This is a genomic window from Microbacterium sp. LCT-H2, assembly GCF_001866135.1.
In the GTDB taxonomy this organism is placed as follows: Bacteria; Actinomycetota; Actinomycetes; order Actinomycetales; family Microbacteriaceae; genus Microbacterium.
Genome location: NZ_MODW01000001.1, coordinates 363770 through 376029 on the forward strand (window position 1 = coordinate 363770; position 12260 = coordinate 376029).

Here is a 12260-nt window from a genome sequence, read left to right on the forward strand (position 1 = left end):
ATGCGGGTACGCTATGGATATGAACCTCGAGCAGCTCCGCGGGTTCGTCGAAGTCGCCCGCCTCGGCCACTTCACCCGCGCCTCCGAGCACCTCCATCTCGCGCAGCCCTCGCTGAGCCGTCAGATCTCGACCCTCGAGCGGGAGCTCGGCGCCGAGCTGTTCCATCGCGCCCGCGGCCACATCGCCTTGACGGCCGCCGGCGAGACGGTCCTTCCCCGCGCGCAACGCATGCTCGCCGAAGCCGACGCCATCCGCGACGAGGTGGCCGAGCTCGCGGGACTCCGTCGCGGCCGCGTGCGCCTCGGCGCTCCACCCACCCTCTGCATCAGCCTCGTCGCGGAAGCCCTCAGCGCGTTCCATGCCGCACACCCCGGCATCGACCTGCACCTCACCGAAGGAGGCTCCCGGCTGCTCGTCGAGCAGCTCGCCGTCGGTGCCGTCGACATCGCCCTCGTCACCCAGTCCGAGGGGCCGGTGCCCGCGGGAGTCAGCCTCACGCACATCCCGCTGCTCGCGGAGGAGCTCGTGGTCATCTCGTCGGCGGCCGCACCGCCGGTCACCCACGGCCCGTCCGTGAGCCTGGCGCACCTCGCGACCCTCCCGCTCATCCAGTTCGATGAGAGCTACGAGCTGCGCGCCGCGATGGACGCCGCCTTCCGTGCCGCGGACCTCACTCCGACGCTCGCGCTGGAGGGTGCGGAGATGGATGCGGTGCTGCGCTTCGTCGAACGAGGCGTCGGGGTCGCGGTGGTCCCGGCGATGGTGCTGTACGAACGCCCCGCGCTGCGGTCGGCGCGCCTCGACCACCCGGCGATGTCCCGGACGATCAGTCTCGCCCATCGCTCCGACGTCACCCCCGCGGTCGCGGTGGCCGCGATGCGCACGGCCATCATGGCCACGGCGGCCGACCTCGCCGAGCGCGACCCGGCGATCACCAGCCTGCTCTGACCGGAGCGCATGTGCCCAGGACAGCGAAAACCCCCGCCGCTTCCGCGACGGGGGTTTCGTACTGTCTCAACACAGTGTGCGCCTCGAGGGACTCGAACCCCCAACCTTCTGATCCGTAGTCAGATGCTCTATCCATTGAGCTAGAGGCGCAGGACCCGCGGTGCTTTACCGCTCAGCGGGCCGACGACCAGCCTACAACAGACCAGACCGGAAAGCGAAACGAGGGCTCAGTCGCCCTTCGCGGCCGCCTTCTCCTGCTTCTTCCGCCGTTTCTCCCTGGCCCGCTGCTGCGACGAGAGCGCCTGGAGATCGACCAGTCGCAGCGCCTGCATCCGCGCTTCGCGCATACGTGCGTAGTCGGGATCCTGGTCAGGTCGCATGCCCTCGACGCGCAGTCGACGGTCGAGGTTGTGCCGCACATCGGCCCAGGCCGCCGCGCGCGCCTCCTCGACGATGCTCTCCAGCTGGGCACGGTCGTCCATCATCTCTCGCAGACGCTGTGCGACGCCGAGCGACTGCTTGGCCCGCCGCCGGAGATTGCGCACGTCGCGGTCACGGTAGTCGTGGGTGCCCACCGGATCGGAATGCCGACCGCGGGCGCGCTTGCGCAGAGCCGTGACCGTGGCGGCGGCCTCCTCCGACTCCGCAGCCATCGCCCCGAGCGCAGCCCTCGCGTCCTCGACGTACTTGTCGAGGTCGAAGACGCCGTCCTCGGCGATGGTGCCGATGAGGATGTGGTTCTTCACGGCGAGGCGCGCAGCGGCCGTCGCGATCGCGACGCCTTCGGCGATGGCATCCGCAGTCCGTCCCACCGGCACCTCCTCCTCTCGAGCGTACCGGTATGGATGCCGCGCAGTCTCGGCCGGAATCGCTCCGGATCAGCATGCCGCAGACGTCCGACATCGGCAGGCGGCATCGGGCCGAGGCTCAGCCGACGACGCCGACCCAGATACCCGAGGCCCAGGCCTGCTGCTCACCGGAGCACCCGACCGCCCCCGGGAAGCCGCGGACGACAGCCATGCAGTTGGCGAGGAACTCCGGATCGCCGCCGAACATCGCCCCGTACGCGTCCGAGGAGGTGAGGGTGCCCCAGACCCGGAACTGATAGATGTGAGCCAGCTCATGCGCCATCGCCCAGTTCAGGCGCCCCTCGCTCCAGCCGGTGATGTCGGCGCGGTACTTGATGTAGCCGTTGCTGTTGGCGCAGGCGGGCGCGGTGCCACCCGCACAGGCCGACGACTCGTACAGTCCGACGCCCCCGCCGCCGACCCTGTCGAGGGCGGCGCGCACCCGCGCGTAGCCGTCCGGCCCGCTCGACGCCCAGGCGGGTCCGCCGAGACCGGCGCTCTGCGACGCCTGCCACCCGGCCACCTCGGTGCCGACCTTCTGCGTGAGCGCCTCCACCGTCGCGGTCGCCGCGACCACGGTGTCCGGGTCATGGCGCTCGGCGCGCACAGTCTCCTGGGCGGACCGGGCGGACGCGAGCTGCGCCGCTGTGTCGACCTTGCCGTCCGCGCCCTGGAGGACGGCGGCCAGCGTCGAGAGCTCCTCCAGGAATGCCGGCCGCACCGCCAGCACGGCAGCCCGATCCTCGGCGTCCTGCTCGGCCCGCGCCACGGCGCCGGACAGGTGGTCGGTGCGCTGCGCGGCGTCGTAGGACCGGTTGGCCAGCACGGAGAGCTCGGCCACCGCCTCCGCGCGCTCCTGGTCCAGCGCGTCGGATCGCGCGACGGCGGCCGCCGCGACGAGCACGGCCGCCGACACCGTCACTGCGAGCACCCGCCGCCTCACGGCAGGAAGCCCGTCGTGTCGTTCAGCTCGGCGTCCTGCTCCGCGATGCGCGACCGCAGAGCGGTGAGACGTTCCGCCAGTTCGAGGTTCTCGGCCTGCGACTCCGCGAGCACCTGCTCGATCCGCGCGATCTCCGCCTTCACGGCGGCGACACCGGCGGCGCGCTCCTGATCGGCCACCACCAGGAGCGCAGCACCTCCGAGCAGGAGGATCCCCCCGACGACGACAGCAAGACTTCGCATCTCGCTCCCCAGGACAGCGCGAACAGACCGGACCGACTCCGACCGGACAAGGATACAACCGGGTCTCCGCGCGGTGGGGTGCGTCTTCCTGGAGGGTGGCGCGTCAGCCGGAAACCGTACGCGTCAGCCGGCGTTCGGCCGCGGAATGCCCGCTCGCCAGGTGCGCGGGGACGATCCGTCGCAGCGCCTCGACATCGCGTGCACGGACGGCTTCGAGGATGACGCGGTGCTCCTCCGCCATCGCCTCCAGGTCGTCGTGCTGTCCGAACAGCCAGCGCAAGCGCGTCAGGAACACGGCGATGAGCTCGCCGAGCATCTCGTTGCCCGCCAGGTCGACGGCGACCTCATGGAACGCCGCGGCCGCCGTCCGGGCGGTCTCCGCGTCGCCGGCCCGGGCCGCGGCGACCTCGCGCTCGTACGCCTCGCTCAGTCGGGCGAGCCCTTTCGCATCGTGGCGTTCGGCCGCGAACACGAAGATGAGGGTCTCGATCGCCTCGCGCACCTCCGCGAAGTTGCGGATGTCGTCATGGGTGAATTCCCGTACCACGGCCCACGTCCGGGGCCGTGCGACGACGACGCCCTCCGCGACCAGCGTGCGGATGGCTTCCCGCACCGGGAGTCGGGACACATTCAGCTCGGCGGCGATATCCCGCTCCACCAGCCGGGAACCGGGCGCGCGCCGACCCAGCACGATGTCGTCTCGGAGGATCCTCGTGACCCTGACCGACTCGAGTTCCCCGCCTACCCCCACAGCCCCCGCCATCCGGGCATTGTCGCACCCCGGCCCGGGATTGGCCAAGTTTGGTATCCCAGACCGGGGCGCGCGCCGCGTCAGGGAAGACGGTTCGCCCGCGCGACGTTCTCCGCCAGCTCTTCCGCGTTCTGCCGGATGACATACGCCGGACGGTCACGCTCGACGCGCCACGACTCGCTGAGCGGGCCGACGTTGACCGTGTCGAAACCGGCCTCGTCGTAGAAGCGGGTGACGAAGGCCACGGCCTCCGCGTCGTCCCCGGCCGTGGCCAGCGCGCGACGGTTCGGCGTACCGGCCGGGCTCCCGTCTGTGGTGATCTCGGCGGCGTAGATGTGGTTGAACGCCTTGGCGATCTTCGAGTCCGGGAGCTGCGCCTGCACGAGCTCGGACGTGGTGGTCTCGCCCTTGTCGAGGGCCTCGATGTGCCCGTCGCGCTCGAAGTAGTAGTTGTTAGTGTCGAGCACGATCTTGCCGGCGAGCTGCGCGGCGGGAAGCTGATCGATCGCGTGCAGCGGCACCGTCACCACGGCCACGTCCGCCGCGGTGGCCGCCTCCTCCGCCGTCGCCGCCTTCGCGCGCGGCCCGAGCTCTGCGACGAGATCGGCCAGGGTCTCCGGCCCTCTCGAGTTCGCGATTACGACGTCATAGCCGTTGGCCACCGCCACACGGGCGACCTGGCTGCCGATGTTGCCTGCTCCGATGATTCCGAGAGTTGTCATGCTCTGGCCAACGCCTGCCGGCCGATGCTATTCCCGTCGAGAACGGCAGGCGAATGCGGTCAGAGGCGCGTGAGCGCGTCCTCCGCCGCGACCCAGGCGAGCATCGCGCACTTCACGCGCGCCACGTACCGCGAGACTCCCCCGAGCGCCGCGGCATCGCCGAGCAGTTCCTCGTCCGGCTCGATCGTGCCGCGGGAGCGCATCGCCTCGCGGAAGGCAGCGATGCGCACCTCGAGCTCGTCCACAGTGAGGCCCTCGGCGAGCTCGGCGAGCAGCGACGCGGACGCCTGGGAGATGGCGCACCCGTGTCCCTCCCACGCGATCGCCTCCACCCCGCCGTCGGCGCTGCGATGCACCTGCAGGGTGATCTCGTCGCCGCAGGTCGGGTTGAGCTGATGCGACTGCGCGGGGATCTCCTCGCGGAGGCCGAACCCGTGCGGCGTGCGCGAGTGGTCGAGGATCAGCTCCTGATACAGGCTCTGCAGGTCGCTCATGCGCCCCTCCCGAAGAACGCGATCGCCCCGGCGACCGCCTCGATGACGGCGTCCACCTCGGACGCGGTGGTGTACAGGTAGGTGCTCGCCCTCGTCGATGAGGTCACACCCAGCCGACGGTGCAACGGCTGGGCGCAGTGGTGACCGACGCGCACCGCGATGCCCTGGTCGTCGAGGAACTGCCCGACGTCGTGCGAGTGGATCCCCGCCACGTCGAAGCTCGCGAGCCCCACGCGCGGCAGCTCGATGCCCGCGCCCAGGACCCGCACGCCGTCGATCGCCTCGAGCCCTTCGACGAGACGCTGCCCGAACGCGGCCTCGTGCGCGGCGATGCGCTCCATCCCGACCGCGGAGAGGTAGTCGACCGCGGCGGCGAGCGCGATCGCCTGGGACACCCGCTGCGTGCCCGCTTCGAAGCGCTGCGGCGGCGACAGGTACTCGGCCGCGGTCGTGGTCACCGTCGTGATCATGGAACCGCCCGTGAGGAACGGGGGCATCGCGGTGAGGACCTCGCGACGGCCGTAGAGCGCGCCGATGCCGGTGGGGCCGAGCATCTTGTGGCCGGAGAGCACGGCGAGATCGACCCCGAGCGCGTGGAGGTCCAGCGGCAGGTGCGGAGCCGACTGGCAGGCGTCGAGCAGGGTGAGGGCGCCAACCTCTTTGGCCAGCGCGACGAGAGTCTCGACCGGGTTGATCACGCCCAGCACGTTCGACACGTGGGTGAAGGCCACGAGCTTCGTGCGCTCCGAGATGATTTCCGCGGCCGCATCCAGCCGCAGGGCCCCGTCGTCGTCGAGCGGGATGACCCGGAGCGTAGCCCCGGTGCGCGCAGCGAGCTCCTGCCAGGGGATGAGGTTCGCGTGGTGCTCCATCTCGGTGGTGACGATCTCGTCCCCTTCGCGGAGCCGGAGAGGCTCGGCCGCGGCACCACCCCGGCCGAGGGAGGCGTTGGAGAGCGAGTAGGCGACGAGGTTGACCGCTTCGGTGGCGTTCGAGGTCCAGACGATCTCGTCGTCATCGGCGCCCACGAACCGGGCGAGGGTGCTGCGGGCGTCCTCGAAGAGCTCGGTCGCCTCGGCGGCCAGCGTGTGGGCGCCGCGGTGGACGGCCGCGTTCATGGTGGTGGCGAAGCGGCGCTCGGCGTCGAGCACGGACTCCGGACGCTGCGACGTCGCCCCCGAGTCGAGGTACGCCAGCGGATGGCCGTGGACGCGGGTGTGCAGGATCGGGAAGTCCTCGCGGATCCGCTGCACCTCGGTCTCGGTCAGCGGGGTGATCACGTCGACTCCGGGAGAAGCGCTCATCGTTCCAGTCTCCCATCTTCCGGGCGACCGGGGCCCGGCTCCGGACGGGCACAGCTTCGGAGACGGAAGGAGACACGCGGGGCTGCACGGCTGCCGAGCCGCGTGTCGGCAACGATCTCCGAAGTCGTGCCCGGCGGCAGCGCGGGCGAACTAGGACATGCGGGCGAGGCGGGCACGCACAATGCAGAAGGCGCCGTACAGGGCGAAGCCGACGCCGACGGCGCCGAGGATGAGCCGGCCGAACGGCAGACTGAGGAGGCTGTGCAGAGCGGCGTCGAGACCCGCAGCGCGTTCCGGGTCCTGCGTCACGGCCGCCACCACGAACAGCACCCCGGTGACCCCCACCGCGATGCCCTTGCCGATGTAGCCCACGATGCCGAGCGCCATCACGCCGGCGCGGGCGGCTCCGGTCGGCACGTCGATGAGCTTGCGGAAGGAGCGCATGATCCCGCCGATGATGAAGCCGATGCCGACACCGATGACGCTGAGACCGATCACCACGAGCAGCGCCACCCCGCCGGGTGCGGCGAGGACCACCTGGCTCAGGGTCTTCGAGGCGTCGGAGGACTCCGCGCGGCCGCCCAGCGCGTAGACGAGCGCGAGGCCGGCGATCACCAGGTAGGTGCCGGAGATGCCGAAGAGCTTGAGGCGCTTGCCCCACTTCTTCGTCTCGGCGGGGTCGGCGGCGAGGAACCCGCTCGCCACCTGCCACACGGCGAGCGCGAAGAGACCGACGGCGATCGCGAGCAGCAGCAGTCCGCCGATGGGGTTGTTGCGCACCTGCTCCATCGCGCCGTCCTGGTCGGCGTCCCCCGACCCGCCGGCCGCGATCGTGATGGCGATCGCGCCGATGATGATGTGGATGATGCCGAGGACCACGAATCCCGCGCGGGCGGTCCGCCGGAACGCGGTGGAGTCCTTCGCCACGCGTGCCGCATGCTTGACGGTGCTCATCCTCGAAGAGTATCCGCCGCAGACCGCCGGAATCAGGGGGTTGCTTTCCGAGCGCCCGGTGCGGAACGCGCTCAGGTGATCCGTTCCACCGGCTGCCGCAGGATGGTGCGCAGCTTCTCCGGGGCGGTGCGACGACGGTCACTGAGATAGATCTCATGGTGCCGCCCGCGCAGCCGCAACCCGTTCTCCGGGACGAGTCGCTCGTGCAGCTCCTCCAGCACGGGGCCCTCGTCGTCGAACGGCCCGATGTGCAAAGTCTGCACGCAGAGGCCCTCGTCGAGGACCTCCCGCCGGACGGCGGCCAGTGCCGGGAGCTCGTCCCCCTTCTTCGCGCTCTTCGCCGCGACCGTCTCGACCGCGTGGTCGAACAGGGCGGGAGTGACGTGGTCGCCCACCATGATCATGAGCGTCCAGAGCCACGTGGACTTGTCGCGTCGGGTGGTGAACGATGCCATGTCGGGCGCGTGCCACAGGCCTTCCAGGGGCATCACGACCTGATCGATGCCGAGCTCGGCCCGGCTGGCGAACTTGAGGGTGTACGCCAGGGGGTAGAGCGCCGCGACTGCATCGAAGAAGGCCGGAGCGGTGTTCGGATCGCCGGCGCCGTCGACCATCAGATAGGTCAGCGGCGGCACCTCGAGCACACGGAAGGCACCCCGCTTCGCCTGATACGCGTCGAGCGTCTTCTTGGGATCGATCGCCGTCATGGCCTGCCTCCGGGTCGTCGTGCGGTCAGTGTGCCACCGGCCACGGACATCGGGTCGAGCCCTCGGGCCCGACCCGATGCGCGGTCAGCTCTGCTCGACGGGGAGCCAGAGCTCGCAGGAGGCCGTGTCGCCGGTGAACTCGCGATAGCGGACGACCGACGGCCCGGGCCGCAGCCGCCACGGGTTGGACGGGAACCACTCGGTCGCCGTCGCTGCCCACAGATTCTGCAAAGTCTCCGGGAACGGTCCGCTCGCGCCGAACACGGCCCAGGTGCCCTCCGCCACGCGCAGGGCGTCGAGGTCGTCGGGAACCGCGGTGTCGTCGCGCACGGCCACCCCGTGCAGGTACGTCAGCGGCGTTCCCTCCAGGGCATCCGGATCGATGTCGGCGGTCACGGCGAGGATGCCCGCGGGCTCCTCGTCGCCGAGGGCTTTGAGGCGGGCGTGCTCCTCCGGCGGGATGGCGGCGATGTGCGCCTGGATGTGCGGATTGACGCCGACGTGGACGAGCGGGACCTCCGCGGCATGGCCGACGAGGACGAACGCAGGGCGGTGGTTGATGGTGACATCCATCGGGGTGCTCCCTTCGACGCTCAGGCGGAACCGGAGCGTGGGTTGTGTGCGGAGAGGGCCCCCGTGCCGACGCGCGTCTGCCGGCCCGATGCCGTGCACGGCGCGGAACGCCCGGGCGAACGCCTCGGTCGACCCGTAGCCGTGCCGAACGGCGACGGCGAGCAGACTCGGCGCGCCGGCGGCGAGCTCCGCGCCGGCGCGCGTCATCCGACGACGCCGCACGTACTCGGTCAACGGCATCCCGGCGAGCGCCGAGAACATCCGGCGCAGGTGGTACTCGGTGGTGCCGTGTGCGCGGGCGAAGGCGGCGACGTCGATCTCCTCACCGCGGTCTGCGTCGACGAGGTCGACCAGGGCGTTGAGCGTGCCGATCACGGGGGTCCTCCTTTCCCCCTCATCGTCTCGCCGCCGCCCATCCGCGCACCCGACCGTTCCGACCCGATGCGATCGGGTCGGTGATCAGAGCTCGACCGGGACCGCCGGCTCCGTGTCCTCCACCTCCGGGTGACGGGCGAGGTTCACCACGGCCGCAAGGAGGCCGCCCCACACCGTGACCATGGCGATGATCATCATGACGATCGCGGTGGTGGTCATGCGCCCGCTCCCTTCGTCTGCGCCGCCGGGACGGCGATGCTCGTCGTCTCCGGGTCGGCGGCGTACTCCTCCTGGTCCAGGAAGTCGTCGTACCCGACGTCGTCCTTGGCGCGCGAGCGCCTGCTCCACGGCACCAGGGACAACAGCACTCCCCCGATCACCAGGGTGATGACCATGCCCCAGCCGAACACGCCGAGGAACCAGCCGGGGTAGCCGCTGTACGGCTCGGCGATCTTCGTCAGGAGTTCCGTGATCAGCAGGTAGCCGAGCACGAGCGGGGCCAGGACCCCCACGAGCAGGCGCCAGAGCAGCCCGACCCGGAAGCTGGATCGCCGGTTGAGGTGCTCCTGCAGCTGCGGCAGCCTGTGCAGCACCCACGCCACCACGATCACCGCGACGAGGGCGACTGCCATGATGCCGAAGGCGTTGACGAAGGCGTCGGTGGTGTCGAGCACCGACAGCGCGGTGGTGGTGGAGAAGAGGGCCATCGAGATGACGGCGAGCGGGATGGAGACGATGAGGGTGGTGCGCACCCGTCCCCACCCGAGCTTGTCCTGCAGGGCGGCCACGATCACTTCGAGGATCGAGATGAGCGAGGTCACCCCCGCGAAGACGAGGGCACCGAAGAACAGCACGCCGATGATCGAGCCGCCGGTCGCCTGCGACACGATCGTGGGGAAGGCGACGAACGCGAGACCGATGCCCGAGGTCGCGACGCCGGAGACATCCGTGCCCTGTGCCTGGGCCATGAACCCGAGGGCGGCGAACACGCCGATGCCGGCGAGGATCTCGAAACCGGAGTTGGCGAACGCGACCACGAGTCCGGAGCCGGTGAGATCGGTCTTGCGCTTGAGGTAGGACGCGTACGTCACCATGATCCCGAACGCGACGGACAGCGAGAAGAAGATGTGGCCGTAGGCGGAGGCCCACACGGCCGGGTCGGCGAGCGCCTCCCAGTTCGGCGTGAAGAACGCATTCAGACCGTCCAAGGCGCCAGGGAGGAAGAGGGCCTGCACGACGAGCACCGCGAACATGAGAGTGAGCAGCGGCATCAGGATCATGTTGGCGCGCCCGATGCCGCGCTTGACGCCGAGCGCCATGATGATGATGACGATCAGCCACACCGCGATCAGCGGCAGCCCCACCTGCGGCACGAACTCCGCGGACAGGCCGACCTTCGCGACGTCGGCGGACTTCAGGAACTCGACGAAGAAGAAGTCGTTCTCGTTGCCCGCACCCCAGGTGAGCTGCGCGGAGAACCAGGTGTACATGCCCGCCCACGCCACGATCACGGCGTAGTACACCGCGATGACGACGCAGATCAGCACCTGCCACCAGCCCAGCGGTTCGGCGGCCCGGTGCAGGCGTCGGAACGCGAGAGGCGCGGAGCCTCGGAACCGGTGGCCGATCGCGTAGTCGAGGAACAGCAGCGGGATGCCGGCGGTCAGCAGCGCGCACAGGTACGGAATGAGGAACGCACCGCCGCCGCCTTCGTAGGCGACGTAGGGGAAGCGCCAGATGTTCCCGAGACCCACGGCCGAGCCGATCGCCGAGAGGATGAACACGTTCCGCGAGCCGAAGGTCTCGCGCTGCGGGGTCTGGGTCGGTTCAGGCATGCCCGCGAGGATACCCGAACCGGGGCACCCGGGCGACTCGCCCGGCCGCGCTCACAGCATCGCGGTCAGCACCCCGCCGTCCGCCCGCAGCGCGGCGCCGTTCGTCGCCGATGCGCGGACGCTGGAGAGGTAGACGACGAGGTCGGCGACCTCGGCCGGATCGAGGAAGCGCCCCAGCAGTGTGGTCGTGTTCTGTCCGATGATCGCCTCCTTCATCACCTCCTCGGAGACGGACCGGGCCTCGGCGACCGCGGCGACGCTCGCCGCGACCCCCTCCGAGTAGGTCGGGCCGCCCAGGACGGTGTTCACCGTCACGCCGGTGCCGCGGGTGAGTTTGGCCAGCCCGTTCCCGAGCGCGATCATCGCGGCCTTCGTCACGCCGTAGTGCACCATGTCGGCCGGGACGTTGACGCCGGACTCGCTGCTGACGAAGACGATGCGCCCCCAGCCCCGTTCCCCCATCCCCGGCAGGAGAGAGCGGGAGAGGCGCACGCCGCTCATCACGTTCACCTCGAAGTAGCGCGCCCAGTCCTCGTCGGCGACGTCCGCGAAGTCGGCGAGACCGAAGAGACCGACGTTGTTGACGAGGATGTCGACGTCACCGAGCCGCTCCGTCAGCCGCGCCACCTGCGACGGGTCGGTGAAGTCCGCGGCGATCCCGGACACGGTCACCTCCGGGTGCGCGAGTGCCAGCACGCCGACCGCCGCGTCGACCCGTCCCTCGTCACGACCGTTGATCACGACATCGACCCCCTCGGCGGCGAGAGCGGACGCGACCGCGTATCCGATCCCCTGGCTCGATCCGCTGATGAACGCCCTCTTGCCGCGCAGCCCCAGTTCCATCCGTCTCCCTCTCACTTCCGCGGGCGTCCCGCATAACTTGCCTGAGCAAGTCATACTAATCACGTCTCACTTTCCTGAGCAAGCGAAGAGCACGGCTCGACCGCTACGGTGGAGGAATGTCGTCATCCTCCCCCGCCCCCTTGAGCACTGAAGAGATGGACGTCTGGTCGGCACTCGCGACGCTCCTCGAACGGCTCCCCACGGCCCTCGACGCGCAGCTGCAGCGCGACAGCGGACTGACCCACTTCGAGCACGGCATCCTCTACGCCCTCGATGCGGCGCCGGAGCGCACGCTCCGCCTCAGCGTCCTCGCCGGCTACGCGAACAGCACGCTGTCCCGACTCTCCCGTGCGGTTACCCGCCTGGAGGCGAAAGGCTGGGTCCGTCGCGAGGTCGATGCGGAGGACGGGCGCTTCACCCTCGGCCTCCTCACCGACGCCGGCCACCGGAAGGTCGAGGAGTCGACCCCCGCACACCAGGCTCTCATCCGCCGCGTCGTCTTCGACACCCTGACCCGGGCGCAGGCCCGGCAGCTCGGCGCGGCGAGCCGGAAGATCTCCGCCGCGCTCTCCCCCGACCCGACCTGGGCGCCGGGGGCGCAGGGGTGAGGAGGACCCACCCGCAGGCGAGAACACGAAAGCCCCGGCGAGCGGACTCGTCGGGGCTTCTCCGTGCGGAGACGAGGGGATTTGAACCCCTGGTCCCCGTGAGGGGACTCCA

The 12260-nt window shown here is 70.4% G+C and carries 15 protein-coding genes and 1 tRNA gene; 2 read left to right on the forward strand and 14 right to left on the reverse strand.

Annotated features, from left to right (window positions below; translation table 11 throughout):
- The first annotated feature begins 13 nt into the window (after window positions 1-13).
- Window positions 14-949: a LysR family transcriptional regulator gene (locus tag BK819_RS01725; protein ID WP_177173779.1), complete on the forward strand. Its 936-nt coding sequence runs from the start codon at window positions 14-16 to the stop codon at window positions 947-949.
- 77 nt (window positions 950-1026) lie between these two features.
- Here the strand turns inward: BK819_RS01725 and BK819_RS01730 are convergent.
- The 14 genes from BK819_RS01730 to BK819_RS01790 all read right to left on the reverse strand — a co-directional run bounded on the left by BK819_RS01730 (window position 1027) and on the right by BK819_RS01790 (window position 11540).
- Window positions 1027-1099 (reverse strand) — tRNA-Arg (locus tag BK819_RS01730).
- Between the two features lie 77 nt (window positions 1100-1176).
- Window positions 1177-1761 (reverse strand): asparagine synthase, encoded by a 585-nt coding sequence (locus BK819_RS01735; protein ID WP_083391611.1) that lies wholly within the window; start codon window positions 1759-1761, stop codon window positions 1177-1179.
- Between the two features lie 115 nt (window positions 1762-1876).
- Window positions 1877-2728, reverse strand: coding sequence for a hypothetical protein (locus BK819_RS01740; protein ID WP_256209342.1), 852 nt, complete (start codon window positions 2726-2728; stop codon window positions 1877-1879).
- 8 nt (window positions 2729-2736) lie between these two features.
- A complete protein-coding gene (locus BK819_RS01745; RefSeq protein ID WP_025104550.1) occupies window positions 2737-2982 on the reverse strand; it encodes a hypothetical protein in 246 nt (81 codons plus the stop codon).
- Between the two features lie 103 nt (window positions 2983-3085).
- Window positions 3086-3745, reverse strand: coding sequence for a GntR family transcriptional regulator (locus BK819_RS01750; RefSeq protein ID WP_071327638.1), 660 nt, complete (start codon window positions 3743-3745; stop codon window positions 3086-3088).
- A gap of 68 nt (window positions 3746-3813) precedes the next feature.
- The gene (locus BK819_RS01755) at window positions 3814-4455 is read right to left on the reverse strand and encodes an NADPH-dependent F420 reductase (protein WP_071327639.1); all 642 of its coding nucleotides are present in this window, start codon (window positions 4453-4455) and stop codon (window positions 3814-3816) included.
- A gap of 59 nt (window positions 4456-4514) precedes the next feature.
- Window positions 4515-4949: a Fe-S cluster assembly sulfur transfer protein SufU gene (sufU, locus tag BK819_RS01760; RefSeq protein ID WP_025104553.1), complete on the reverse strand. Its 435-nt coding sequence runs from the start codon at window positions 4947-4949 to the stop codon at window positions 4515-4517.
- Window positions 4946-6253, reverse strand: a complete 1308-nt coding sequence (locus BK819_RS01765; RefSeq protein ID WP_071327640.1) for an aminotransferase class V-fold PLP-dependent enzyme — start codon at window positions 6251-6253, stop codon at window positions 4946-4948. The genes sufU and BK819_RS01765 overlap by 4 nt, the downstream gene beginning before the upstream one ends.
- A 150-nt stretch (window positions 6254-6403) precedes the next feature.
- A complete protein-coding gene (locus tag BK819_RS01770) occupies window positions 6404-7207 on the reverse strand; it encodes a DUF1206 domain-containing protein (RefSeq protein ID WP_071327641.1) in 804 nt (267 codons plus the stop codon).
- 71 nt (window positions 7208-7278) lie between these two features.
- On the reverse strand, window positions 7279-7914 hold the full coding sequence (locus tag BK819_RS01775) for a GyrI-like domain-containing protein (protein WP_071327642.1): 636 nt from the start codon (window positions 7912-7914) through the stop codon (window positions 7279-7281).
- 84 nt (window positions 7915-7998) lie between these two features.
- A complete protein-coding gene (locus tag BK819_RS01780) occupies window positions 7999-8862 on the reverse strand; it encodes a GyrI-like domain-containing protein (protein ID WP_071327643.1) in 864 nt (287 codons plus the stop codon).
- 84 nt (window positions 8863-8946) lie between these two features.
- On the reverse strand, window positions 8947-9081 hold the full coding sequence (locus tag BK819_RS16260; protein ID WP_083391612.1) for a methionine/alanine import family NSS transporter small subunit: 135 nt from the start codon (window positions 9079-9081) through the stop codon (window positions 8947-8949).
- Window positions 9078-10697: a sodium-dependent transporter gene (locus BK819_RS01785; protein ID WP_071327644.1), complete on the reverse strand. Its 1620-nt coding sequence runs from the start codon at window positions 10695-10697 to the stop codon at window positions 9078-9080. The genes BK819_RS16260 and BK819_RS01785 overlap by 4 nt, the downstream gene beginning before the upstream one ends.
- A 51-nt stretch (window positions 10698-10748) precedes the next feature.
- Window positions 10749-11540 (reverse strand): SDR family NAD(P)-dependent oxidoreductase, encoded by a 792-nt coding sequence (locus BK819_RS01790; RefSeq protein ID WP_071327645.1) that lies wholly within the window; start codon window positions 11538-11540, stop codon window positions 10749-10751.
- Between the two features lie 140 nt (window positions 11541-11680).
- On the opposite strand from BK819_RS01790, the gene BK819_RS01795 reads away from it, so the two are divergent.
- The gene (locus tag BK819_RS01795) at window positions 11681-12148 is read left to right on the forward strand and encodes a MarR family winged helix-turn-helix transcriptional regulator (protein ID WP_256209343.1); all 468 of its coding nucleotides are present in this window, start codon (window positions 11681-11683) and stop codon (window positions 12146-12148) included.
- Window positions 12149-12260: the final 112 nt, after the last annotated feature.